Raw genomic sequence first — 24,873 nt, forward strand, 5'->3', positions numbered from 1 at the left:
TATGCGTCGCGTCGTGGTGACGGGATTCGGGATTGTGTCGTGCCTGGGAAACACGGCCGACGCCGTCGTGCGCTGCCTGCGCGACGGTATCAGCGGAATTCGCGCGGTCCCCGAGTACGCGGAGCGTGGCCTGCGCAGTTGCGTGGCGGGAATTCCGCAGATCGACCTGGAGGCGGCGGTAGATCGAAAACGTCGCCGCTTCATGGGTGATGCGGCAGCCTACGCCTATGTGGCCATGCGCGACGCCGTCGCTGATGCGGGCCTGTGCCTGGAGGCGCTGCGCAATCCGCGCATTGGCGTGATCGCAGGATCAGGTGGTGGCTCGGCGCAGAACCAGATCGAGACTGGCGATACGCTGCGCCAGAAGGGAATACGGCGCGTGGGCCCCTATATGGTTCCGCGCACAATGTGCTCGACCGTGTCGGCGACGCTGGCGACCGCATTCGGGATCCTGGGCCTGAGCTATTCCATCGCGGCCGCCTGCGCCACGTCGGCACATTGCATTGGCGCTGCGGCCGACCTCATTCGCAGCGGTGCACAGGATGTCGTGTTTGCCGGCGGCGCCGAGGAGCTGCATTGGGGCATGACCGCGCAGTTCGACGCGATGGGGGCGCTGTCGAGCGCCTACAATGCGGATCCCACGCTTTCATCCCGCCCCTATGACGCGCAGCGCGACGGTTTTGTCATCGCCGGTGGCGGCGGCATGCTGGTACTGGAAGACTACGAGCACGCGCTGGCGCGGGGCGCGCCGATTCGCGCCGAGCTCGTCGGGTATGGCGTTGCTTCGGACGGCGGCGATATGGTGGCCCCCTCGGGCGAAGGTGCGAGGCGATGCATGCGGATGGCATTGCGCGATCTCACGGTTCCGGTCGACTACGTCAATACGCACGGCACTGCAACACCGCTGGGCGATATCGTGGAACTTGCGGCGCTGCGCGACGTGTTTGGCGCCGCGGTTCCGCCGCTGTCGTCGACGAAGGCGCTGAGCGGTCACTCGCTCGGTGCGGCCGGCGTGCATGAGGCCATCTACGGCCTGCTGATGCTGGAACGGGGATTTGTAGCGGGGTCGGCGAACATCGATGCGCTGGATCCAAAAGCAGCGGGATTTCCCATCCTGCGCCAGTCGCGGGAATTGCCGGTCAAGACCGTGCTGTCCAACAGCTTTGGTTTTGGCGGTACCAATGCCAGCCTGGTGTTTTCGCGCGTCTGAGAGTGAGTACGTCAAGCGATCAGGGCTGCCGGGGCGGAACGCCCGGCATACCCGGCTCCCCGTGCCAGTAGCCATTGCGCACGCCGATCGGCGGCAGTGCGCGGGATTCCCGGCGGGCCAGATCAAAATGCGACACGATAGCGGCCATGCCTTCCGCCTGGGGTGAAAGACGCAGCACGTCGACCCCGAGCGAGCGCAGATCCGGGACCTCCGGTGACATGTCGACGACGGCCTCGCTCTGGATCTGAATGCCATTGACGCGCAGGAAGGGCCGGCCATCGCGCGTGGCCAGCGCAAGACCGTCCGGATGTTCGATACAGCGGAATCCGCAGTGATCCTTTGCGATATCAAATGCCCGGGCGGTGAAACAGCGCGCAGACCAGGCCAGGGAGAGACGCCCGTGTGCGAATACTTCCAGCGACGGCGGTTCCTCGCCGTCGCTCCTGATCGCCGTGTGGATGGCGGCGACAAGGTCGCGACTGTGCTCGGTTCCCGCCACCCACCGCCGCATGCCGTCATCGACCAGGCGGCGCAGAGTGACGTGATTGTAGATGTTCAGACTGGGGCCGCCGACGAACGGGATGCCCCGCTCACGGCAGATCTGGACCGCAGTGACGTCATTGGCTTCGATCCAGCAGTGCCCGTTCTCAGCCAGGCGCCGCACGACAGCGACTTCTGACTCCGCTTCGATCAGGGCGAGGGTCGACATAACGACTTCCTTTCCGCGATCCGCCAGGTCATGGGCCAGGTCGATCCAGTCCCGCGTGCGCAGTTCGCGCCGCTTGCTGCACACCGTTTCCCCCAGGTAGAGGATATCGACCGGCCACTCGGCGGCTTCGCGATAGAACGCCACCGTCCGTTCGCGTGGCCAGAAATAGGGCATAGGTGCGATGCTCAACTTCACGGAGGCCTCCTACTGCCAGTGGCGATGGTACGGTCCGAGAGTCGTCTGATGACCCTCGGCATGACTGGCCAAGGTAGATTGCCAGCGGGACTGCGGCTTCCAGTCATGGGGCGAATCGGCGTAGCGATCGATGGCATCGCGCCAGGTTCGGGTGACAGCCGTGACGTAGGCGGCGCCGCGCTGCCGTCCCTCGATCTTCAGCGCCTGAACGCCGCAGGAGTGCAAGCGTGGCAGCAGTTCGAGCGTGTTGAGACTGGTCGGTTCCTCCAGGGCGTGGAAGATGTTCTGGCGCACCTCGTAACGGCCCTTGCACACGGTGGGATAGCCTGCAGCCTCGTCGGGCGCGAACCGGTCGATCAGCACGTCATTGAGCAGCACCGTACGCGTACCGTCCGTCGATTCCTCCCAGCGCACGAAGCGGGCCGGGGAGCAGACGCCGTGCCGGTTCGGTGATGCGGCTGTTACGTAACTTGAAAGCTGGCAGCGCCCCTCGACCATGATGCACAGGCTGCCGAAGGCAAATACTTCCACGGCGACGGGACTTGTACTGCACAGCCGTTCCACCTGCTGGATCGACAGGACGCGCGGCAGAACTGCACGGGATATGCCGAACTGCTCCGTGTAGTAGCGCAGTGCCGCTGCGGTCGTCGCGGAGCCCTGTACCGAGAGGTGGCGCGCGAGTGATGGATACGAACGCGCAGCGTAATCGAGCACGGCCATGTCGGCCGCAATGATGGCGTCACAGCCGCTTTCCGCCGCTGTCGCGACGGCCTGGTGCCACTGGTGGAGACGCTGGCTGTCCGGGTAGGTGTTGAGCGCGAGATAGAGCTGGCGTCCTCGCGCGTGGGCGTAACGCGCGCCCTCGGCAAGTGTGTTCGCGTCGAAGTTCAGGCCAGGAAACGCGCGCGCGTTGGTCTGGTCGCGCAATCCGGCGTAAACCGCATCGGCGCCGGCGTCGATCGCGCACGTGAGCGCGGGCAGGTTTCCGGCGGGGCAGACCAGCTGCATGACATTCCCTGGTTGACGAAGCAGACACGCATGCTGGCGTAGCGCCGGTGACAGTGTCCTTGACATGTGTCAGGCGGCTTTGTGATCGCGATCAAGCGTCCGCCGTGGACGGTCCGCATAGTGAGCCATTCTGCAAGCGGATGAAGAAGAGCGTGAAGACCGACAAGGCAGTGATCCCCGTCTGGCAATGCATTGGCTGCGGTCGCATCGAATTGCCACAGATCTGCATCGGCGTGTGCCGCGACGAGAAGCGCTATCTCGTCAGCGCGCACGCACTGGATGCGAGTGTGGCGGAGAACGAGCGACTGCGCCGCGTTCTGGGGGAGGTGTGCTCGCGACTGCAGCGCTTTGCGCACGCGCGCCCGCGCGAGAACCGCTGGGAAGCGGCATTTCTCTCGCTCCAGGCCGAGGTTGCCGCTTTGATCGACCAGGTGGAGTCGGCGCGTGCGGAACCCTAGGCGCGGGCGTCGACGATATCCCGCCACAGTGCGTCGACACGCCGTTCGATGGCGGCGTCCGGCACGATGGGCTTGCCCCATTCGCGCGTGGTTTCCGCTGGCCATTTGTTCGTGGCGTCCATGCCGAGCTTGGAGCCCAGGCCCGCCGTGGGACTGGCGAAGTCCAGGTAGTCGATGGGCGTGCGATCGACGAGGACCGTGTCGCGCGCCGGGTCGACGCGGGTCGAGACGGCCCAGATGACCTGCGACCAGTCGCGCGCGTCGATATCCTCGTCGACCACGATGACGAACTTTGTATACGTGAACTGGCGCAGGTAGGACCAGATACCCATCATGACGCGCCGGGCGTGACCGGCATACTGCTTGCGGATGGCCACGACCGCGACGCGGTAGGAACAGGCCTCTGGCGGAAGGAAGAAGTCGACGATTTCCGGAAAGATCTTCTGCAGGATTGGCACGAATACGTCGTTCAGTGCCATCGCCATCACGGCGGGTTCGTCGTGTGGCGCGCGACCCATGTAGCTGCCGTGGTAGATCGGGTCTTTCCGGCAGTGCATGCGTGTGACCGTGAGGACGGGAAAGGGGGCCTGACTGTTGTAGTAGCCCGTGTGATCGCCGAAGGGACCTTCCAGCGCGGTATCGCCGGGATGGATGAACCCTTCGAGGACGATTTCGGCGCTGGCGGGGATGTCCAGGCCGGTTAGCGGACTGTGCCAGACACGTGTGCGGTCGCCGCGCAGCAATCCGGCGAATTCGTATTCGGAGACAGTATCTGGAACAGGTGCCACGGCAGCCAGCAAGGTTGCAGGGTCGACACCGATGGCGACGGCGACCGGAAATGGCCGGCCGGGGTGCGTGGATGTCCAGTCGGCAAAATCCAGCGCGCCACCGCGATGCGGCAGCCAGCGCATGATGACGCGGTTGCGCGCGATCAACTGCTGGCGATAGATCGCCACGTTCTGGCGTTCCTTGCGCGTACCGCGGGTGATCACCAGGCCCAGCGTGATCAAACGGCCGGCATCGCCGGGCCAGCAATGCTGGATAGGCAGCGTTGAAAGATCGATCGCGTCATATTCGAATGTTTCATCGAGAAAAGCGGCGTCGCGAAGGCGGCGCGGGGAAACGTGCGCCAACTGTGCCAGGTGTGGCCACTGGTGCAGTGCCTGCCGCACGCTGGCGGGCCAGGTCGGTTCCTTGATTTCGGCGAGCAACTTTCCCAGCTCACGCAGGCTGGCGACAGGCCGGCCCGCCAAGGCCATCTGGATCCGTTGGCGTGACCCGAAAAGATTGCCCAGTGCGCGAAGGGAGGAGCCGCGCAGCTGCGTCATCAGCAGCGCCGGGCCGCCGGTCTTTAGCGCGCGGACGCACAACGCGGTCGATTCCAGGTATGGATCCACCTCGGCGGATACGTGCGCAAGCTGGTTGTTCCGTTGAAGGTGCACGAGAAAGCCGCGCAGATCGTGGAACGTCATGACAGTGGCGACGGCGCGTTCCAGCTTCCGTCCGCCAGGCAACGGCGCAGTGCCTGCGTCCAGGGTGTCACGTCGATGCCACGCTGCTGGCGCCATGTGGCGTTGAACAGTGTTTCCTCATAGCGTTCGCCGCGATCGCACAACAGGCTGACAATGCTGCCGGTGTGCCCGGCGTTTCGCATGTGCGCGGCCAATGCCAGGCAGGCGGCGAAGTTGGTTCCCGAAGACCCGCCGTAGCGCCGGCCAAGGAGGTGGCACAGCAGGTCCATTGCGGCCAACGATAACGGGTCTTCCACCTCAACGACGGCATCGACGACATCGAACAGGAAGCCGGGCTCCACGCGCGGCCGGCCGATCCCTTCAATGACCGTCGGGCAAATCGATGTCGCGGTGTAATCACGCGCAGGCCAGCCGCGGGCGAACGCGCTGCCGATTGGATCGGCGACGCACAGACGGGTGGGGAGACGCTGATACCGCAGGTAGCGACCGACCGTCGCCGAGGTGCCGCCGGTGCCAGCGCCGCACACGATCCACGCGGGTTGCGGATGGGGTTCCAGTGCGAGCTGGCCGATGATGGACTCGGCGATGTTGTTGTTGCCCCGCCAGTCCGTCGCGCGCTCGGCAAGGCCGAACTGGTCCAGGTGGCACGCGCCCCGGGCGGAATGCCACGCCGCGCGGTCATGCACGTCAGCAGGATCATCGACCAGATCGCAGGTGCCGCCCAGGGCCTCGACATCGCGGATCTTCGCCGGTGCGGTACAGCGCGGCATCACGGCGATGAACGGCAGATGCAGCAACCGCGCAAACCAGGCCTCCGCAATAGCGGTGCTGCCGGACGATGCATCGACGACGGCCTGGCCTTGCCGCAGCCGCCCGTTGCACAGGGCGTAGAGGAACAGCGAGCGGGCGAGCCGGTGCTTGAGACTGCCTGTCGGGTGGGCTGCCTCGTCCTTGAAGTAGAAATCGATGCCGGGAAATCCGGCAAATTCCAGCTTGTACAGATGGGTATCCGCGGAGCGGGCCGACTCCCTCGCGAGCGTCGCCAGCGCGGCGTGCACCCAGTCGCGATCATCCAGGCCGTGCTTGCCGATTATCGGTACCGGCGGTGTTATGTGTGCGGCCGGTTTGAGGGACGCGGAAGCGATCGGCACGGCGAGTCCTCGAATGGTCGGTGATAGCGGAGCGGATGATCACGGTACCGCGACAATGGCGTCCTTGATCTGGATCAGTCAGGTCCGGGTATGCGCTGACGCAATACCGTCGGCTTGATCCAGCTCAGGGCACAGCGGCGACGGCACAGCCAGGATTGACTCACCTGTCGTGGCAATGGGCCGGTGGCGGGTGACGTGGCGAGGAGTTTTTCATGGCAGTGTTAGCCGACCGGTTCGGGAGGCAGTTTCCGTATCTGCGGCTATCGTTGCTGGAGGCCTGCAATTTTCGCTGCAGCTATTGCCTGCCGGATGGATATCACGCCGCGCCCGGTCTGCCGGCGCCGTTGCGTATCGACGAAATAGAACGCCTGCTGCGTGCCTTCGCCGATATGGGAATGCGCAAGGTACGGCTGACGGGGGGCGAACCGACGCTGCGCAAGGATCTTCCGGCGATCGTGCGGGTGGCCGCGACGACGCCCGGTGTATCCACCGTCGCGATGACGACCAACGGTTGCCTGTTGCGTCGGCGCTGGCCGGAATGGCGCGCTGCGGGCCTGACGGCTCTGAATGTCAGCGTGGACACGCTGGATCGGGCGCGTTTCGCACAGATTACCGGCCATGACCGGCTTGACGACATCTGCGCCGGCATTGACGAGGCAGTCGACGGCGGATTCACCCGCATCAAGCTAAACGCGGTGCTGCTGCGCGGCCTGAACGACGACCAGCTGCCGGCATTTGTCGACTATGTGCGCCAGCGGCCAGTCAGTATCCGGTTCATCGAATTGATGCGTACCGGGTGCAACAAGTCCTATTTCGAACGCCATCATCTGCGTGCTGACATCATCGCAGACGCGCTGGTGGCGGCGGGATGGCGCTGCTTGCCGCGTAGCGCTGATGCGGGGCCCGCCGTGGAGTATGCGCACCCGAACTACCAGGGCCGCATCGGCATCATTGCGCCGTACGCGCGCGACTTCTGCGCCGGGTGCAATCGCCTGCGGGTCACCGCGCAGGGCGACCTGCGGCTCTGCCTGTTCGGTCATTTCGGCGTTCCCCTGCGTCCGATGCTGCAGAACGACGACCAGATACCGGACCTGAAAGCGGCCCTGTCGGGGCAGCTCGGGTTGAAGGCGGCAGGCCACGGCCTGCACCAGGACGACACCGGCATGACGCCGCACCTTGCGTCGGTCGGCGGCTGATGCACGCCGGCCGCGCGGTTTGAGACATCCCGGGAGGCAATAATCATGATCCACGTAGAAGCAGCGCAGGCATTGATTCGCGACCTGTGCACACGGCTGCCGGCGGAATCGGTCCCACTGGGGCGCGCCTTGAATCGTGTGCTCGCCCGGGATCTCCACGCGACGGACGCGTTGCCGCCGTTCGACAATTCGGCCATGGACGGCTTTGCGGTGAACTGCGCCGGTTCCGTTCTCCGGGAAAATGCGGAATTCGGTGTGGGTGGAGAGATCGCTGCCGGCGACAGCGCGCGTCGCTGCGCCACGGGGGCGATCGAGATCATGACGGGCGCGCCGATGCCGGAGGGATGCGATGCGGTCATTCCCGTCGAGAACGTCGAAATCACCGAGCGGGACGCGACGGGCCGGGCATTGCGGATCCGGTTGATCAAGCCTGCGTGCGCCGGCCAGCATGTGCGTCGGGCCGGCGAGGACATCGCGCTGGGAGCGCTCGCACTCCCATCAGGCAGCTGGATCGCGCCATCGCAGTTGATGGTACTTGCGGGCTTGGGACTGCCGGAGGTTCCAGTGGTGCGCCGGCCGCGCGTGGCGCTGCTCTGCACGGGGCGCGAGCTGGTGGATGACCCGGGGCAGTCGCTGGCGTTCGGACAGATCCGCAATACGAATGGTCCGTACCTGGCGGCACGCATGGCGGAAACGGCGGAGGTGGTCTGTGGCGAGACGGTGACAGATGACACGGGCGCATTCGTGCGGGCTCTGGATCGTGCGTTGGACCAGGACGTTGATGTCATCGTGAGTACCGGTGCCGTATCGATGGGGCGCTACGACTTCGTGCCGGGCGTCCTGCGCAGCATGGGGGCGACGATCTATTTCCACAAAGTCGCCATGCGGCCGGGAAAACCCCTGTTGTTCGCGCGCCTGCCCGGCGGGCAGTTGTATTTCGGATTGCCGGGAAATCCCGTCTCCAGTGCGATCGGACTTCGATTCTTCGTCGAATGCGCGTTTCGCGCGCTGCTGGGGCTGCCCGCCGAGAAGGCGTGGCGTCTTTCACTGGGGCATCCGGTGACGAAGAAGGCTGGCGTCCGCCTGCACCAGAAAGCGGCATTGGCGATTCGCAGCGGCGGCGCGGCGGTGGTGCAGCTGCTCGCCGGACAAGAGTCGTTCCGTACGTTACCGATGGCCGCTGCAACAGTCTGGGCGGTGCTGCCGGAATCCGCGGAGATGCTGGTGGAAGGCGACTGCATCGATGTGTACGCGATGGAGCACACGCAGAGTGGCCTGTTTGCCTTCGATGCGTAGCACCGTTGCGAAGCGCCATCCATCTCTTGCGCACCTTTGACTCAAGTCAATGCCCGGCCGAGGCCGCCTGCCTAGTCTTGCTACCAGACTGATTGATCCTGCGAGATGGCCCATGAGCGCTGTGCATAAACTGCCTGCCGCACCGGATTCGAGTGTGCTGGAGGAGTGGTACCCCGAGGACCCTGCATTCTGGCGCGACCGCGGAAGTCGCATCGCCAATCGCAACCTGGCCATCTCAATCCCTGCGCTGCTGCTGGCCTTCGCCGTCTGGATGATGTTTTCCGCGGTGACCTTGGGGTTGCCAAAAATCGGTTTTGCATTCACCACCGACCAGCTGTTCTGGCTCGCCGCGCTGCCGGCACTCTCCGGCGCGACGCTGCGGGTGTTTTACAGCTTCCTGGTACCGATCTTTGGTGGTCGCCGATGGACGGCGATTTCGACCGCGTCGCTGCTGATTCCTTGTGCATGGCTGGGAATTGCCGTGCAGGACCCGACGACGCCGTTCTGGCAGTTCGCGGCAATTGCGATTCTGTGCGGCCTGGGTGGCGGCAACTTCGCCTCGTCAATGGCCAATATCTCGTTCTTCTTCCCGAAAGCGCGCCAGGGTTACGCGTTGGGGATGAACGCAGGCCTGGGCAACCTGGGTGTCTCGGTCACACAATTTGTCATACCGCTGGTGATCAGCACGGCCTGCCTGGGGTCGATCGCGGGTGCGGCGCAGATGACGGGCGATGGGAAAGCCCTCTACCTGCAGAACGCGGGATTCATCTGGCTGCCGCTGCTGGTCGCCAGTGCGGTGGCGGCATGGTTCGGCATGGACGACCTGGCCAGCGCGCGCTCCAGCCTTTCCGAGCAATCGCTGATTTTCCGGCGCAAACACAACTGGCTGATGTGCTGGTTGTATATCGGCACCTTCGGCAGCTTCATCGGTTTCTCAGCCGGCTTTCCGATGCTGACGAAAACACTGTTTCCGGGCGTGGAAGCGCTGAAGTTCGCCTTTCTCGGGCCGTTGGTCGGCGCGCTGGCGCGGTCGGCGGGTGGCGCGCTTGCCGATCGCCTGGGCGGCGCGCGACTGACCCTGATGGTGTTTGCGGGAATGATCGGCGCCGTGGGTGGCGTGCTGTACTTCCTGCCCGGCGAAACCTCCGCGGGAAACTTCCACGGCTTCCTGGCGATGTTTCTGCTGCTCTTCATCTTCAGCGGCATCGGCAACGCCAGCACGTTCCGCATGATTCCGGTGATATTCCGCACGCTGCACGAGCGCTGGAGTGCGTCGGGTGGCGCGGCAGGCAAGGTCGCCGCGACGCGCCAGGCCGGCATTGAATCCGCCGCGGTGATCGGGTTTTCCTCGGCGATCGGCGCCTACGGCGGCTTCTTCATACCCAAGAGCTTTGGCTCGTCGATCGGGTTGACCGGTAGCGCTGCGCCGGCACTGATCGGATTCATCGCCTTCTACTTCTCGTGCCTGGCGATCACCTGGTGGTGGTACTTCCGCAAGCGCGCCGAGTGCCCCTGTTGATCGCCCTGAATGGCCAGCGGCGGGTACGGACCTTTCTGCAAGATCCTGGAGCACAATGCCCATGAGTCATTTCCTCGACCGTCTGAATTTCTTCAAGCCGGCGGCTGAGCCCTTCTCCGACGGCCATGGCGCGCTACGCACAGAGGAGCGCCAGTGGGAAGATTCCTACCGCCAGCGCTGGCAGTACGACAAGATCGTGCGGTCGACGCATGGCGTGAACTGCACCGGCTCGTGCAGCTGGAAGGTGTACGTCAAGAACGGGCTGGTTACCTGGGAAACCCAGCAGACCGACTATCCGCGCACGCGGCCGGACCTGCCCAATCACGAGCCGCGCGGCTGCCCCCGTGGCGCGAGCTATTCCTGGTATCTGTACAGCGCCAACCGGGTGAAGTACCCGCTCATGCGAAGCGCGCTGCTGCGCCTCTGGCGGGCCGCCCGCAAGACGCTTGCTCCGGTGGAAGCCTGGGCGAGCATTGTCGAAGACCCCGAAAAGGCGCGCAGCTACAAGAGCAAGCGCGGAATGGGCGGTTTCGTGCGCGTGAGCTGGGAGGAGGTGAACGAAGTCATTGCCGCTTCGAACCTCTATACCGTGAAGCAGTACGGCCCCGATCGCGTGGTTGGGTTTTCGCCCATTCCGGCCATGTCGATGGTGTCCTACGCGGCAGGAGCACGCTACCTGTCCCTGCTCGGCGGCGCCTGCCTGAGCTTCTACGACTGGTACTGTGACCTGCCGCCGGCATCCCCGCAGGTATGGGGCGAGCAGACAGACGTACCGGAATCGGCGGACTGGTACAACAGCCGCTACATCATTGCGTGGGGTTCCAACGTGCCCCAGACGCGCACCCCCGACGCGCACTTCTTTACCGAGGCCCGCTACAACGGCACCAAGACGGTTGCCATCACGCCGGACTACTCGGAAGTAGCCAAGCTGACCGATCACTGGCTACACCCCAAGCAGGGAACCGATGCGGCGCTGGCCTTTGCGTTTGGCCACGTGGTGCTCCGGGAGTTTCACGTTGACCGTCCGTCAGACTATTTCGTCGAATACTGCCGCGAGTACTCCGACATGCCGTTGCTGGTGCGGCTGGAGAAACGCGCTGACGGGCGCCTGGTTCCCGAACGCTTCCTGCGCGCCAGTGACCTGGGTGGTCTGGGCGAGGGCAACAATCCCGAATGGAAGACGCTGGCGGTCGATGATGAAACCGGCGCGATCACCGTGCCGAACGGCTCCGTGGGCTTCCGCTGGGGCGAGAAGGGCAAGTGGAATATCGAGCCGCGCGACAGTGCGGGTCGAAAGACGCGTCTTCGCCTGAGCCTGAAGGACACTCACGACCGCATCGCCGCCGTCAGCTTTCCCTATTTTGGGGGCGTGGAAAACGAGCACTGGACGGCAGCGACGTTCGAGGACGTGCTCGAACGGCATGTGCCGGTGATCTCTCTGCGCCTGGCGGATGGCCAGGACTGGGCCGTGGCGTCGGTCTACGACCTGCTGCTGGCGAACTACGGCGTCGATCGCGGCTTTGGCGGTGGCAACGTGGCCAAGGGATATGACGAGAACGTTCCTGGAACCCCCGCGTGGCAGGAAGCGATTACCGGCGTGCCGCGCGGCGAGGTCATCCAGATTGCGCGTGAATTCGCGCGCACTGCGGACAAGACACGCGGTCGCGCCATGATCATCGTCGGCGCGGCGATGAATCATTGGTTCCACAACGACATGAACTACCGCGGTCTGATCAATCTCCTGGTCATGTGCGGTTGCGTGGGCCAGACCGGTGGCGGCTGGGCGCATTACGTCGGCCAGGAAAAGCTGCGACCGCAGACCGGCTGGCAGCCATTGGCGTTTGCGCTCGACTGGCAGCGTCCGCCGCGGCATATGAATGGCACCTCGTTCTTCTATTTCAATTCCGACCAGTGGCGCTACGAAAAGCTGGACGTCAAGGAGATTCTCTCGCCATTGGCAGACCCGGCGAAATACACGGGCACGCTGGCGGACTTCAACCTGCGCGCTGTACGAATGGGGTGGTTGCCCGCGGCGCCGCAGCTGAATCGCAATCCGCTGGCGATCGTGCGCGAGGCGCAGAAGGCCGGTATCGAGCCGGTGAAATACGCGGTGGAGCAGTTGCGCAACGGCGCACTGGACTTTGCTTTCGCCGATCCGGACGCACCGCAGAATTTTCCCCGGAGCCTGTTTATCTGGCGCTCCAACCTGCTTGGTTCGTCCGGCAAGGGGCACGAGTACATGTTGCGTCATCTGCTGGGCACGCGGCATGGGCTGCAAGGCAAGGATCTGGGCGAACGTGGCGCGGCCAAACCCGAGGAAGTGACTTGGCGGGATACGGCGCCCGAGGGAAAGCTGGACCTGCTGGTGACGCTGGATTTCCGCATGTGTACCACGGCGCTCTACTCCGACATCGTGTTGCCGACGGCGACCTGGTACGAGAAGAACGATCTCAATACGTCCGACATGCATCCGTTCATCCACCCGCTTTCCAAGGCGGTGGACCCGGCCTGGGGCGCGCGGAGCGACTGGGACATCTTCAAGGGAATCGCCCGTGCGGTCAGCGAAATGGCGCCGGGCGTGCTCGGTGTCGAGAAAGACCTGGTGCTGGTGCCGACGCTCCACGACACACCGAACGAGCTGGCGATGCCACTGGGGGTCGTCGACTGGAAGAAGGGTGAGTGCGAACCCATCCCCGGCAAGACCATGCCCGCGATGACGGTGGTGGAACGCGATTACCCCAATCTCTACAAGAAGTTCACCTCGCTCGGTCCGCTGCTCGATTCCCAGGGCAATGGCGGCAAGGGGATGCAGTGGGACACGCGCGACGAAGTGGATTTTCTCGGGGCGCTGAACCACCGCGTCGCCGACGAAGGGGTCAGCAAAGGCCGTCCCGCGATCGAAACGGCGATTGACGCGTGTGAAGTCATTCTCCACCTGGCGCCGGAAACCAACGGGCACGTCGCCGTAAAGGCGTGGGAGTCACTCGGGACGTTCACCGGGCGCGACCACACGCACCTGGCCGTCGGCAAGGAACACGAGGCCATCCGGTTCCGCGACGTGCAGGCGCAACCGCGCAAGATCATCTCGTCGCCCATCTGGTCCGGTCTGGAAGACGAGCACGTCAGCTACAACGCCGGCTATACGAACGTGCACGAGCGGATTCCCTGGCGCACGCTGACGGGCCGGCAGCAGTTCTACCAGGATCATGCGTGGATGATCGCCTTCGGCGAGGGGTTCATGTCGTACCGGCCGCCGGTCAACACCAAGACGATCGCGCCGATGCTGGGCAAGAAGCCCAACGGCCATCCGGAGATCGTTCTCAACTGGATTACGCCGCACCAGAAGTGGGGCATCCACAGCACCTACAGCGACAACCTGATCATGCAGACGTTGTCGCGCGGCGGTCCGATCGTGTGGCTGAGCGAAGACGACGCGCGCAGCGCTGGCATCGAGGATAACGACTGGATCGAGCTGTTCAACGTCAACGGCGCGATTGCCGCGCGTGCGGTCGTGAGTCAGCGCGTGATGAACGGCATGGCCATGATGTACCACGCCCAGGAACGCATCATCAACACGCCAGGGTCTGAAGTGACCGGGACACGCGGCGGCATTCATAACTCGGTGACGCGCGTGGTGGTGAAGCCGACGCACATGATTGGCGGATACGCGCAGCTGAGCTACGGATTCAACTATTACGGCACGACCGGCACCAATCGCGACGAATTCGTGATCGTGCGGAAGATGCGTCGCATCGACTGGCTGGACGATGAAGCGGTGCCGGCCGGTTCGAAGGAGGTGGTGTGATGAAGGTGCGCGCCCAGATTGCGATGGTGCTCAACCTCGACAAGTGCATCGGCTGCCACACGTGCTCGATCACCTGCAAGAACGTATGGACGTCCCGCGAAGGCGTCGAGTACGCGTGGTTCAACAACGTCGAGACGAAGCCCGGCGTGGGGTATCCGCGGGAGTGGGAGAATCAGCGAAAGTGGAACGGTGGCTGGGTTCGCACGGCCGGCGGTGCCTTGCAGTTGAAGGCGGGCGGCCGCTGGCGGCTGCTATCGAAGATCTTTGCCAATCCCGACTTGCCGCAGATTGACGACTACTACGAACCCTTCGACTTTGACTATCAGCACCTGCATGAAGCACCGGAGGGAAAGCACCAGCCGACAGCAAGGCCGCGCTCGCTGATTTCCGGCGAACGGATGCAGAAGATCGAGTGGGGGCCGAACTGGGAGGAGATCCTGGGCACGGAGTTTTCCAAGCGCTCCAAGGATGCGAACTTCGATTCGATCCAGCGCGAGATCTACGGCGCCTTCGAAAAGACCTTCATGATGTACCTGCCGCGACTGTGCGAGCACTGCCTCAATCCGGCCTGCGTGGCATCGTGCCCGAGCGGCGCGATCTACAAGCGCGAAGAGGACGGTATCGTGCTGATCGACCAGGACAAGTGCCGTGGCTGGCGCATGTGCGTGTCGGGCTGCCCCTACAAGAAGATCTATTACAACTGGAAGAGCGGCAAGTCGGAAAAGTGCATCTTCTGTTACCCGCGCATCGAGATGGGGGAGCCCACCATCTGTTCCGAGACGTGCGTAGGGCGTATCCGCTACCTCGGGGTGATGCTGTATGACGCTGACCGCATCGCGGAGGCGGCGTCCGTTCCCTCCGAGAAGGACTTGTACCAGGCGCACCTGGACATCTTCCTGGATCCGAATGACCCGGCCGTGATCAGCGCGGCGCGGCGTGAGGGGATTCCCGACAGCTGGCTGGAGGCGGCGAAGGCCTCGCCTGTCTACAAGCTTGCCGTGGAGTGGAAGCTCGCACTGCCGCTGCATCCGGAATACCGCACCTTGCCGATGGTGTGGTACGTGCCTCCGCTCTCCCCGGTGCAGTCGGCTGCCGATGCGGGAAAGGTCGGCATGAATGGCGAGATTCCCGATGTGAAATCCCTGCGCATTCCGGTGCGCTATCTCGCCAACCTGCTCACGGCCGGTGACGAGGCGCCCGTCGTTACGGCGATGGAACGTCTGCTCGCGATGCGCGCCTGGCGTCGTGCATTGAACGTGGATGGCGTCGAGGATACGGCCGTCCTCGCGCAGGCTGGTTTGACGGTGGCGCAGGCCGAGTCGATGTACCGCTACCTGGCCATCGCCAACTACGAAGACCGTTTCGTGATTCCCAGCGCGCATCGCGAATATGCCAACGATGCGTTCGGCGAGCGCGGCGGCTGTGGATTCACCTTTGGCGACGGGTGTTCTGCCGCATCGCCGGCGGAAGCCTTGTTTGGCGGGCGTTCCACGCGCCGGATGCACGTGACGCCCAATCGCCAGACCTCGAACAAGGAGCCGGTATGAACCTGCTCAAGCTCATCAGCGTGTTGCTGGAGTACCCGGACCCCACCTTGTGGGAGAACGCCGACGCATTGCGCGAAGTGGTGCGCACCGTCCCTCCGGACGGCACGCGGCGCGACGATCTGGCGCATTTCGTTGACACGCTGCTGGAATTGGATCCGATGGACGCCCAGGAACGCTGGCTGGCCTGTTTCGACCGGGGCAGGGCGATGAGCCTGCTGCTGTTTGAGCACATCCACGGCGAATCGCGGGATCGCGGCCAGGCCATGGTGGACCTTATGGAAACCTACCGGCGCAGCGGTTTTGAAATAGACAGTCGCGAATTGCCGGATTACCTGCCGCTGCTGCTGGAATACTTGTCGTTGCGGCCGGACGAGGAGAAGACCGACTGGCTGCGCCATACCGGTCACATTCTGGAGCTTCTCGCGGCGCGGGCCGCCGAGCGCGAAAGCCCGTATGCCCTGCTGTTCACCATGCTGGTGGAGGCGGGAGGCGGCACCGTCGAATTGTCGGCCATCCGGCGCCGCGTCCGCGATGAATCCCGTGACGACACGGCCGAGGTGATGGACCGCGTGTGGGAAGAGGAAGCCGTTCGCTTCGGCGCCACCGCACCGGATTCGTCGTGCGCACCGGCACGTCGCGTGCCGGAGGGTATTCGTCCTGCCGGGCAGGGGAACACGCCATGAGTTATCTCGACACATTTTTCTTCCAGTTCTATCCGTACATGGCTATCGCCATTTTTGCGATCGGTTGCTGGGCGCGTTTTGACCACGGCGCCTACAGCTGGCGCACGGGATCGAGCCAGTTGCTGTCGGGTCGGGGAATGCGTCTGGGCAGCAGCGCCTTCCACCTGGGGGTCCTGGCGATCCTCGGTGGTCATCTGGTGGGATTGTTGACGCCTCATGGCGTGTACGAGGGACTGATAACAGCGAGTCAGAAACAGTTACTGGCGATGGTGGCCGGTGGCGTTTTCGGGCTTGTCTGCCTGGTCGGCATCAGCATCCTTCTGTGGCGGCGTCTCTTCGATACGCGTATCCGTGCGACCGGAACCGGCCGTGACCTCCTGGTGCTGGTGCTGCTTTTTGCGCAGCTGCTGCTCGGGCTGTCGACCATCGTCGTGTCTGCCGGCCACATGGATGGCGGGCAGATGATGAAGCTCGCCGAATGGGCCCAGCACATTGTCACGTTCCGTGCGGGTGCCGCGGACTTCGTGGCGGACGCGCACTGGATCTTCAAGGCCCATATCGTGCTGGGATTGACGCTGATTCTTATCACGCCGTTCACACGCCTGGTGCACGTATGGAGCGTACCAGTGGCCTACTTGCGCCGGCCCTACCAGATCGTGCGCCGCCGCCCCGCGACGACGGACTATCCCCGGAGAGCTGCATGAACCGGTCGATCCCGATTGTCATGGATCGTGGCGCCCTGTCGGACGCCGCAGCCGCTGATGCGGGTGACCGCTCCTTGCCTGGTCAGGCACCTGGCTTCCTTCGCGTCGGCGACACGATCATCAGCGAGGCGGACGTCGCGCGCGAAATGCAGTACCACCGGGCCGACGATCCGCATGCGTCGCGCCGGGCGGCTGCCCGTGCACTCGCCGTGCGGGAGGTGCTGCGGCTGGAGGCGGTGCGGCTGGGCCTCGATGCGCAGGTGCAGCCGCGGGAGGGCGAGCCGCGCGAAGAAGCCACGATCCAGTGGCTGATCGATCATGAGGTGCCTTCGCCACGCGCAGACGAAGCGTCCTGCCGCCACTACTTCGCGATGAACCGGGAGCGTTTGCGGCATCCGGATCGTCTGCAGGTACGCCATATCCTGCTGGCGGCCGCGCCGGGTGATACCGCGGCGCGCTGGCGCGCCTGCCAACTGGGCGAATCCTTGATTGAAGCATTGCGCCAGGAGCCGGACCGCTTCGGCGAGTTCGCGCTGCGCCACTCCGCGTGCCCGTCGCGCGAGGCGGGCGGCGAGCTGGGGTGGCTCGGGCGCGGCGACACTGTGCCGGAATTTGACCGGCAACTGTTCATGCTCACGCCTGGCCTTGCGGGGCTCACGGTTGAAACGCGATACGGACACCACGTCGTCCTGCTGGACTCGGTCGAACGCGGTGAGCCGGCAAGCTACGAGGAAGTGGCGGACAAAGTCGCCGCCTACCTGGAAACCCAGGCGCGACAGAATGCCATCAACGGGTATCTACAGATCCTCTTCGCGCGCTACGGCGTGGAGGGGGTGGATCCCGAGGAGGCTGCGCCGTAGCCGTCGAATTGCCGAGTGCGAACGCCGGCATGCGAACTCCCGAAACAGTTTCTCTCTCGACGTGCGAATGCAGTCATGCAAGCAACAGCCACGCCGTCCGGCGCGCGCCAGCAAATGGCGTTATGGACCAGCACGATCACCTTCACCGTGTGTTTCGCTGTCTGGACGATCTTTTCGATCATCGGCATTCCGATCAAACAGGAACTGGGTCTCAATGACACGCAATTCGGGTTGCTGGCGGCGACACCGATTCTCACCGGTTCGCTCAGTCGCGTTTTCCTCGGCGTGTGGACCGAGCAGATAGGCGGACGAATCGTCTTCACCGGTTTGATGCTGGCCGGCGCCATCGCCACCTGGCTGCTGGCCAGCGCCACCACGTACCTGGGATTCCTGGCGGCGGCGCTGGCGCTGGGGATCGTCGGCGGGTCGTTCACGGTCGTGATTACCTACGTGTCGAAATGGTTTCCGGTGGAAAAGCAGGGCACTGCACTGGGTATTGTCGGTGCCGGCAATATCGGCGCGGCGGTGACCAAGCTCGGCGCGCCGCTGGTCATGGTCGCCTATGGGTGGAATGGGGTTGCCAAGATCTGGGCCGTTGCGCTCGCCGTCGTCGCGGTGCTGTTCTTCGTCTTGACGAGCGACGAGCCGGACCTCGTCCAGCGCAAGGCGCGGGGCGTGAAGCCGGTGCCGTTCCGCACCCAGCTGGCGCCACTGCGGAAATTGCAGGTATGGCGTTTCTCGCTGTACTACTTTTTTGTATTTGGCGCGTTTGTGGCACTCGCCCTGTGGCTGCCGCGCTATCTTGTCGGCGCCTACGGCCTGGATCTGAAGACGGCCGGCGTCATCGCGGCGGCCTATTCGATTCCCGCCAGCTTGTTCCGGATCGTGGGCGGCTGGATGTCGGATCGCTACGGCGCCCGCAAGGTGATGTACTGGACCTTCATCGGCTCGGTGATCTGTACCTTTCTGCTGGCCTATCCGTCCACGACCTACCTGGTGGAGGGCGTTCGCGGCACGATGCAATTCACCTTGGCGATGGGCGTGGTGCCGTTCACGGTGATCGTCTTTGTCCTCGGGTTTTTCATGTCGCTGGGCAAGGCGGCTGTCTACAAGCACATCCCCGTCTACTATCCCGACAACGTCGGGTCGGTGGCCGGAATGGTGGGCATGGTCGGTGGCCTGGGGGGATTCGTCCTGCCCATCGCGTTCGGGGCGCTCAATGACTGGATCGGCGTCTGGACCAGCTGTTTCATGCTGCTGTTCGTGCTCGTGGCGACGGCGCTCACCTGGATGCACTTCGCGATCCGCCGGATGGAGCTGGCGCGTCACCCGCAGATCCGGCGCGAAACGGATCTGCCGGAGATCCCCGCGACGATGGGCGCGAGTCATTGATGGCGAGGCAAACGACCGCTGCAACCCTGCCAGGCGCTGGCTATGCCAGCGTCTGGCGCAGTGGATCAACGGGGGCTCCGACGAACAAGAAGGCAACGGTCTTGCCCAGATTGGGCGGCTGGATGCACTCAGAGCGGTACGTCAACCATCCCGAAGTAGCCCAGGTACAGGAAGAAGGACACGAGCACCGCGTTCAGCGACCACGCGACCGTCAGTGCGCGGGCCATGTGGGCGTAGGTTTCGTTGCGTACGTTGAATGCGTTGATCCACACCCTGCGCAGGATCCAGGCGGTATACGCAATAAAGGCGCCAAGCAACGCGCCAAGCTGGAGTGCATCCAGCCGCGGGTAGAGAAACAGAACGACACCAAAAAAGATATGGCTCGCCAGCACGCCATCCAGCCAGAAGACGCGCCAGAGCGGAAGGTGCCGGCGCGGAGCGGCGATGAATCGATCCTCGTGACGGCGCGTCATGGCGGCTCCTGATTGAAGGTCAGGCGGCGCGCAGCTGCAACAGGTCGCCGCCGCGGCTGACGGCGACGAATTGCCCGATCCGGCCGCCTTTGATCTGCTCGACCATCATGCGCAACGGTTGTACGGCCTCGTCCGCGTTGGGCGGATATCCACCGCGGCCGGCGAGGGCGGCGACGAATACGATGTCCCAGTTGATGCCCGTTCGCTCGGATTCCTCGCGCAGGCTCTCGAAACTGCCGATCTCCTCGGGACGTTTGTCGACGCACAGTACCGGCGTGAGTGCGCCGCCTTCGCCGTTGGCGAAAGCACTCCGTTGCGCGGCGCTGGCGTCGGATGGCAGGCCGGCAGACGCAAACACCATCAGCAGGCGTTGTGGTTCGTCCTGGCGACGTGCGGCTTCGAGCAGGTCGGAAAAGTGCGTGATTTGCATGATGGCGCTCGGTGGGTGGCTGGGGCCGAGGCTACTCGCGACGCAGCAGCCAGGAATTGACGCTGGTCAGCCAGAGGCCATTTAACGCCGGGCGTATTTCCGGCTCACGCGGACTTATCAATTTCCATGACATTCTCGTTGATGGCATGGTAAGCGCCGGCCCCGAGGGGCGTGGTGCGGAAGGTCGCGGGACGGGAATGCAACGGGAAGGAGATCAGTGAGCATGGCTGGACGTCTACCAGGACTCAACCCGCGCAGGCGTTCGGCACGGATTGGTGCCGGCGGCGCTTTTGTTCTGGCGGCCGCGCTGCTGCCATTCCTGATTGCGCTCGTCCTCGTCGTGTTTCCCAGGGCCTTTTCCGCGCCCGGGCAGGCCACGCTCGTCGGCTACGTGTTTGTCGGCGCTGCGGTGGTGGCTGCGGTGGGCGGGCTGGTGCTGGTGCGACGCTCCTGGTTATGGCTGATCCCGCCGGTCCTGGCGGTCTCGCTGGTGGTGCTGGCCTGGATGAAATCCAGTGGCACGGCCGGCGTGACGGGCTAGCCGGCGCTGAATCCCGCCCGGGCGACCACGTTGTCGTCGCCGGCCGGGCGCTAGGCCGGTAGAATGGCCCGCCGCGGATCACCCGCGTACCGGGAATCTCCGCATGTCTGCTTTTTCCACGATTTCCCTGCCGTCGCCGCTGCAACAGGCGGTCGACGCGCTGGGCTTCACCACGATGACGCCGGTACAGGCGCAGAGCCTGCCGGCATTGACCGGGGGGCGCGATGTCATCGCCCAGGCCCGGACGGGCAGCGGCAAGACGGTCGCGTTCGGCCTGGGGCTGCTCTCGCGGTTGGACAGCGGTGCTTCGGGCGTGCAGGCGGCCGTGCTATGCCCCACGCGCGAGCTGGCCGACCAGGTGGCGAAGGAAGTCCGGCGCCTTGCGCGTTTCCTGCCGAACATCAAAGTTTCGATTCTTTGCGGCGGCGTGCCACTTCGCGTGCAGGTGGAGTCGCTGGCGCATGCGCCGCATATCGTCGTCGGCACCCCCGGCCGTATCCTGGAACACCTGGAAAAGGGCAGTCTGGACTTCTCCGGCCTGCGCATGCTGGTGCTCGACGAAGCAGACCGCATGCTGGACATGGGCTTTGAGGAATCGATGAAGGCGGTGATCGGCTACACGCCGAAAGAGCGGCAGACATCGCTGTTTTCAGCGACATTCCCCGAATCCATCCGCGCGCTGTGCGGCAACTATCTGAGAGATCCGGTGGAAGTCACGGTGGAAGTCGCCCACGCGGCGGACGAAATCGTGCAGCGCTTCTACGAGGTGGAGCCGGACCGCAAGCTCGACACGCTGGCCTGGCTGCTGGGCGAGCACAAACCCGAGGCGGCCATCGTCTTCTGCAACACACGACGCGATACGCAGGACGTTGCGGCGGCGCTCGACCAGCGTGGGTTCTCCGTGCTGGCCCTGCATGGTGACCTCGAACAGCGTGACCGCGACGAAGTCCTGGTGCGGTTTGCCAATCGCAGCTGCACGGTTCTCGTCGCCACCGACGTGGCGGCGCGGGGCCTGGATATCCAGGACTTGCCGGTGGTGATCACCTACGACATCGCCAGCGACGCCGATACCCACATCCATCGCGTCGGCCGCACCGGCCGTGCCGGTCAGAAGGGGTTGGCGCTGCACCTTTGCACGTCACGCGAAATGCAGCGTGCGAAAGTGATCGAAGAACGTCTGGGACATGCGTTGCGCTGGGAAGTCGCTAAGGCGGCGCCGGGCCGCCTGAAGAATGGCGTGCTGGCGCCGATGGTGACGCTGGTGTTCGATGCCGGCCGCAAGGACAAGCTCAGGCCCGGCGACATCCTCGGCGCGTTGACCGGGAGTGCGGGCCTGCCGGGCGATGCGGTCGGCAAGATCGCGATCTTCGACACACGCGCCTACGTGGCGATCCAGCGTAACCAGGCCGACAAGGCACTGGAGCAGCTGCGCGCCGGCAAGATCAAGGGACGGAGCGTCCGCGTCCGTAAGCTCGCCTGAGGGGCATGCCACGCGTTTGAGCACAGTCCGACGCACGGTGCGTGCGTCGGCGGCGCGTTCAGAACCGGCGATTGATGGTGAAATTGACCGAGTAATCGGCAAACGCCGCGTCGCCGTGATTGGCGGCGCGATAGGTGCGTTGGCGACTGCGGTCGACGGCTACCGGTACGGTGAGGCCAGCTGACCACGATTCGTTTGCGAACTGGACACCTGGCTCGACCGAGATCGCATAGCCCGGACGGCGACTGCCGCCGTTGCCGCCGATCAGGTCGTGTGGCGGTACGCCCTCGACGCGTCCGCCCAGGCTGAAGCCAAAGCCGTGCAGCTCCTTGGGCATGAAATCCACGCCGATGCGGGCGAGGTAGGCGTCCGGCACCGAGAAATTCGTCGTGCGGTTCCGCTCGGCCGGATTGATCAGGTAGGAACCGTTGAAATAGCCCGCCCACTGTTCGGCAAAGCGCCAGTAGCCCTGGGTTTCGACTACCACGCCCCAGCCGCCGTCGCCGGGCTGGATGGAGGAGTCGACATAACGCGTCGTCGGCCCGTTGGTGCGCTGGAAAACATCGGTGTTTTCGTAGTCGCCGGTCGGCGCCTTGATGCCCACCCCGATGGCCCAGTTCATGTCCTTGGCTGACTCCGGGTCGCGCATCCACCACGTGCCCGTGACGCGCACGTCAGCCAGGCCAGCACTTTGTGTGTGGTGGCGGTGCACCCGGTCGTGTTCATACAGCGAGGAACGGTCGGAGGCGAAGTAGGGGATGGTTGCCGTGATCCACAGGCGATCCGTGGCGGCGTAGGTGAGGTTCAGGTCCAGAAAGTGGGAGCGATTGACCACTTCGGAGCCTTCGCGCTGGCGGTGTGTTTGCTCGCTGTGGCCGACGAAGTGGCGGTCGGACCGGAACCAGCGGTAGGCCATGCCGACCTGCCAGTGACCGGCCGCCAACCAGGAGCCGTCGGTCGTCTGGGCGATCGCGCCGCCGCCGCGCGCGATCACGCAGCCCTGGGAGAGGGCGGCCGGGGCGGTGAGGACGGACAGGGCGCCCAGCGCCGCCGTGGCTAGGGTCTTGACGGAAAACGTCTTTCGGAACAGAGGCATGGATGAACTCATTCTGGGTGTCGCCGCTATCGGCAGCGGTGACGTACTAACGGAAAACGCGGGCCGTTGCGCCCGCTTGGGGCCGCGCAGTATAGGCAAGCGGCGCACGCGGGCAAAGGTTAATGAGCGCGGAAACTGCGCGAACAATCGTGCCGGAGGCAGAATAGGGGGATGCCAATCCGGAGTCAGCGACGTCGATGCAAGCCCCTGTTATTCGCCATTACGAAGCCGCAGACCTGGCCCAGGTCCACGCGATCTACGCTGAGCCAGCGGCGTTCGCGAACACGCTGCAGCTGCCTTATGCCTCGCTGGCGCACTGGGAGCACAAACTCGGTGACCGGCCCGGCTTCACCTGCCTGGTTGCCCTGCGCGGCGACGAGATCGTCGGGCAGCTTGGTCTTGATGTCTGTACGGCGCCGCGTCGTCGTCACGTGGCCACGCTCGGCATGGGCGTGAAGGCTTCGGCCCGTCGCACCGGCGTCGGCGCCGCGCTCCTGCAGGCGGCGATCGAACTGTGCGAGCAATGGCTCAATGTCTCGCGTATTGAATTGGAAGTGTATACGGATAACGCCGCCGCCATCGCGCTGTACCAGCAGCACGGTTTCGTCATCGAAGGAACATGCCGCCAGGACGTGTTTCGCGATGGCGAGCTGGTCGACGTGCATGTGATGGCGCGGTTGCGCCAGGCGCGCGGGTGAGGCGCCACTGACCGGAAGATCGTGCGCCCCATCAAGGCGCACGATCCCCGAATCGCGATCAGTCGACCTTGAACTGCTGCAAGCTCACCGGCAGTGTGGGCGTTTCATCGACAAACAGCGTCGCCGCCGTGACGGCGCCGACGTCGACTTCGCAGTCGTCGGTGATGGACAGCTGCCATGTGCCGTTGGCTTGCCCGGGCGTCAGCCCGGCCATGACGGTGTTGATGGATGTGGTGGTATTGGCGGCTTCTGCGCTCGTGCGATAGCCGCCGACGGCGAGGTTGGCGTCCGTGCCATTGGCCGTGGACGCGGCGGCCCAGAAATCACCACTGAAGGTATCGAAGAAGCCGTACTGGCCGTTGAGATTCGAATTGTCGTCCGCCGTTCCGGTGGCGCCGGTGTCGCCGAACAGGAGAATGGACGGAGAACCGCCTGGTGCGGACAGCGTCGCATGCAGATCCCCGACATACGTGTGGGTAATCTGGAACTGTATACCGACGCTCGTGACATTGCTGGTCAGGCCGCTGACGTTGAAGCTCACGACCAGGGGCGTGCCTTGCGAGGTGGCATCACAGGCGGCATCAGGACCGTCGGGAATGGCGCCGACACCTGCCCCCCAAAGGCCACCGCACCCGCTTCAGTAGCAACAAAAACGGACGCTGCGAGTACGCCCATCGAACAGATCAGTGTCGCCTTCTTCATCGATTGCTCCACGAGATTTTGCTGTTGATTTGTCGCGCCCGGCTGGGGCGCTTCCTGCGGACACCACGTGCGCAACGCATCCTTCGACCGCACGTAAATTCGAGGTATACCCCAGTTTCCGCGGGGCGGTCCAGTCGTTTTCGATGGTTTCCGGTGAAACGATCAGCGGCGATCGGGATGCGGAATTCTGGAATCTGCAACAGAACTTCTGTGGGCAATTCGCAGGTATGCCCGGCAGGTTGTTCATT

Annotated in this window: 23 protein-coding genes; 14 read left to right on the forward strand and 9 right to left on the reverse strand. The window is 64.4% G+C overall.

The window, feature by feature from the left end; all coding sequences use genetic code 11:
- Position 1 precedes the first annotated feature (1 nt).
- Positions 2-1,210: a beta-ketoacyl synthase N-terminal-like domain-containing protein gene (locus N4264_RS12840; protein ID WP_261697432.1), complete on the forward strand. Its 1,209-nt coding sequence runs from the start codon at positions 2-4 to the stop codon at positions 1,208-1,210.
- Between the two features lie 19 nt (positions 1,211-1,229).
- On the opposite strand, the gene N4264_RS12845 is transcribed toward N4264_RS12840, so the two are convergent.
- On the reverse strand, positions 1,230-2,114 hold the full coding sequence (locus N4264_RS12845) for a U32 family peptidase (protein ID WP_261697433.1): 885 nt from the start codon (positions 2,112-2,114) through the stop codon (positions 1,230-1,232).
- A 9-nt stretch (positions 2,115-2,123) separates the two neighbouring features.
- On the reverse strand, positions 2,124-3,122 hold the full coding sequence (gene ubiU, locus N4264_RS12850; protein ID WP_261697434.1) for a ubiquinone anaerobic biosynthesis protein UbiU: 999 nt from the start codon (positions 3,120-3,122) through the stop codon (positions 2,124-2,126).
- A 140-nt stretch (positions 3,123-3,262) separates the two neighbouring features.
- On the opposite strand from ubiU, the gene N4264_RS12855 reads away from it, so the two are divergent.
- Positions 3,263-3,580 (forward strand): hypothetical protein, encoded by a 318-nt coding sequence (locus tag N4264_RS12855; RefSeq protein ID WP_261697435.1) that lies wholly within the window; start codon positions 3,263-3,265, stop codon positions 3,578-3,580.
- Here the strand turns inward: N4264_RS12855 and N4264_RS12860 are convergent.
- Both N4264_RS12860 and N4264_RS12865 read right to left on the reverse strand, forming a co-directional pair.
- The gene (locus tag N4264_RS12860) at positions 3,577-5,052 is read right to left on the reverse strand and encodes a UbiD family decarboxylase (protein WP_261697436.1); all 1,476 of its coding nucleotides are present in this window, start codon (positions 5,050-5,052) and stop codon (positions 3,577-3,579) included. The two genes, N4264_RS12855 and N4264_RS12860, sit on opposite strands and share 4 nt — an antisense overlap.
- Positions 5,049-6,164, reverse strand: a complete 1,116-nt coding sequence (locus tag N4264_RS12865) for a PLP-dependent cysteine synthase family protein (protein ID WP_425508346.1) — start codon at positions 6,162-6,164, stop codon at positions 5,049-5,051. The genes N4264_RS12860 and N4264_RS12865 overlap by 4 nt, the downstream gene beginning before the upstream one ends.
- Positions 6,165-6,415: 251 nt before the next feature.
- On the opposite strand from N4264_RS12865, the gene moaA reads away from it, so the two are divergent.
- The 9 genes from moaA (at position 6,416) to N4264_RS12910 (ending at position 19,205) form a co-directional block, all read left to right on the forward strand.
- On the forward strand, positions 6,416-7,399 hold the full coding sequence (gene moaA, locus N4264_RS12870) for a GTP 3',8-cyclase MoaA (protein ID WP_261697437.1): 984 nt from the start codon (positions 6,416-6,418) through the stop codon (positions 7,397-7,399).
- Positions 7,400-7,444: 45 nt separating this feature from the next.
- Positions 7,445-8,695 carry a molybdopterin molybdotransferase MoeA gene (locus tag N4264_RS12875; protein ID WP_261697438.1) on the forward strand — a complete coding sequence of 417 codons (1,251 nt, stop codon included), beginning with the start codon at positions 7,445-7,447 and terminating at the stop codon, positions 8,693-8,695.
- A 112-nt stretch (positions 8,696-8,807) separates the two neighbouring features.
- Positions 8,808-10,214: a NarK family nitrate/nitrite MFS transporter gene (locus N4264_RS12880; RefSeq protein ID WP_261697439.1), complete on the forward strand. Its 1,407-nt coding sequence runs from the start codon at positions 8,808-8,810 to the stop codon at positions 10,212-10,214.
- A 61-nt stretch (positions 10,215-10,275) separates the two neighbouring features.
- A complete protein-coding gene (locus N4264_RS12885; protein WP_261697440.1) occupies positions 10,276-14,019 on the forward strand; it encodes a nitrate reductase subunit alpha in 3,744 nt (1,247 codons plus the stop codon).
- Positions 14,019-15,566 (forward strand): nitrate reductase subunit beta, encoded by a 1,548-nt coding sequence (narH, locus tag N4264_RS12890; RefSeq protein ID WP_261697441.1) that lies wholly within the window; start codon positions 14,019-14,021, stop codon positions 15,564-15,566. The genes N4264_RS12885 and narH overlap by 1 nt, the downstream gene beginning before the upstream one ends.
- On the forward strand, positions 15,563-16,249 hold the full coding sequence (gene narJ, locus N4264_RS12895; RefSeq protein WP_261697442.1) for a nitrate reductase molybdenum cofactor assembly chaperone: 687 nt from the start codon (positions 15,563-15,565) through the stop codon (positions 16,247-16,249). The genes narH and narJ overlap by 4 nt, the downstream gene beginning before the upstream one ends.
- The gene (narI, locus tag N4264_RS12900) at positions 16,246-16,953 is read left to right on the forward strand and encodes a respiratory nitrate reductase subunit gamma (RefSeq protein ID WP_261697443.1); all 708 of its coding nucleotides are present in this window, start codon (positions 16,246-16,248) and stop codon (positions 16,951-16,953) included. Before narJ ends, narI begins: the two co-directional genes overlap by 4 nt.
- Positions 16,950-17,813 carry a peptidylprolyl isomerase gene (locus N4264_RS12905; RefSeq protein ID WP_261697444.1) on the forward strand — a complete coding sequence of 288 codons (864 nt, stop codon included), beginning with the start codon at positions 16,950-16,952 and terminating at the stop codon, positions 17,811-17,813. Before narI ends, N4264_RS12905 begins: the two co-directional genes overlap by 4 nt.
- Before the next feature lie 75 nt (positions 17,814-17,888).
- The gene (locus N4264_RS12910; protein ID WP_261697445.1) at positions 17,889-19,205 is read left to right on the forward strand and encodes an MFS transporter; all 1,317 of its coding nucleotides are present in this window, start codon (positions 17,889-17,891) and stop codon (positions 19,203-19,205) included.
- A gap of 128 nt (positions 19,206-19,333) precedes the next feature.
- On the opposite strand, the gene N4264_RS12915 is transcribed toward N4264_RS12910, so the two are convergent.
- Both N4264_RS12915 and N4264_RS12920 read right to left on the reverse strand, forming a co-directional pair.
- Positions 19,334-19,678: a hypothetical protein gene (locus N4264_RS12915; RefSeq protein ID WP_261697446.1), complete on the reverse strand. Its 345-nt coding sequence runs from the start codon at positions 19,676-19,678 to the stop codon at positions 19,334-19,336.
- Positions 19,679-19,697: 19 nt separating this feature from the next.
- A complete protein-coding gene (locus N4264_RS12920; RefSeq protein ID WP_261697447.1) occupies positions 19,698-20,108 on the reverse strand; it encodes a ribonucleotide reductase subunit alpha in 411 nt (136 codons plus the stop codon).
- A gap of 223 nt (positions 20,109-20,331) precedes the next feature.
- On the opposite strand from N4264_RS12920, the gene N4264_RS12925 reads away from it, so the two are divergent.
- Complete coding sequence (locus N4264_RS12925; RefSeq protein ID WP_261697448.1) at positions 20,332-20,649, forward strand: hypothetical protein; 318 nt, start codon at positions 20,332-20,334, stop codon at positions 20,647-20,649.
- Positions 20,650-20,752: 103 nt separating this feature from the next.
- Positions 20,753-22,129 (forward strand): ATP-dependent RNA helicase DbpA, encoded by a 1,377-nt coding sequence (dbpA, locus tag N4264_RS12930; RefSeq protein WP_261697449.1) that lies wholly within the window; start codon positions 20,753-20,755, stop codon positions 22,127-22,129.
- A 58-nt stretch (positions 22,130-22,187) separates the two neighbouring features.
- Here the strand turns inward: dbpA and N4264_RS12935 are convergent, their stop codons facing one another.
- Positions 22,188-23,225, reverse strand: coding sequence for a hypothetical protein (locus tag N4264_RS12935; RefSeq protein ID WP_261697450.1), 1,038 nt, complete (start codon positions 23,223-23,225; stop codon positions 22,188-22,190).
- 197 nt (positions 23,226-23,422) lie between these two features.
- On the opposite strand from N4264_RS12935, the gene N4264_RS12940 reads away from it, so the two are divergent.
- The gene (locus N4264_RS12940) at positions 23,423-23,923 is read left to right on the forward strand and encodes a GNAT family N-acetyltransferase (protein ID WP_261697451.1); all 501 of its coding nucleotides are present in this window, start codon (positions 23,423-23,425) and stop codon (positions 23,921-23,923) included.
- A gap of 58 nt (positions 23,924-23,981) precedes the next feature.
- On the opposite strand, the gene N4264_RS12945 is transcribed toward N4264_RS12940, so the two are convergent.
- Positions 23,982-24,464, reverse strand: a complete 483-nt coding sequence (locus tag N4264_RS12945; protein WP_261697452.1) for a proprotein convertase P-domain-containing protein — start codon at positions 24,462-24,464, stop codon at positions 23,982-23,984.
- A 96-nt stretch (positions 24,465-24,560) separates the two neighbouring features.
- Positions 24,561-24,872, reverse strand: a complete 312-nt coding sequence (locus N4264_RS12950) for a hypothetical protein (protein WP_261697453.1) — start codon at positions 24,870-24,872, stop codon at positions 24,561-24,563.
- Position 24,873: the final 1 nt, after the last annotated feature.

Origin of the sequence: Tahibacter amnicola, from assembly GCF_025398735.1 — a bacterium.
Classification (GTDB): domain Bacteria; phylum Pseudomonadota; class Gammaproteobacteria; order Xanthomonadales; family Rhodanobacteraceae; genus Tahibacter; species Tahibacter amnicola.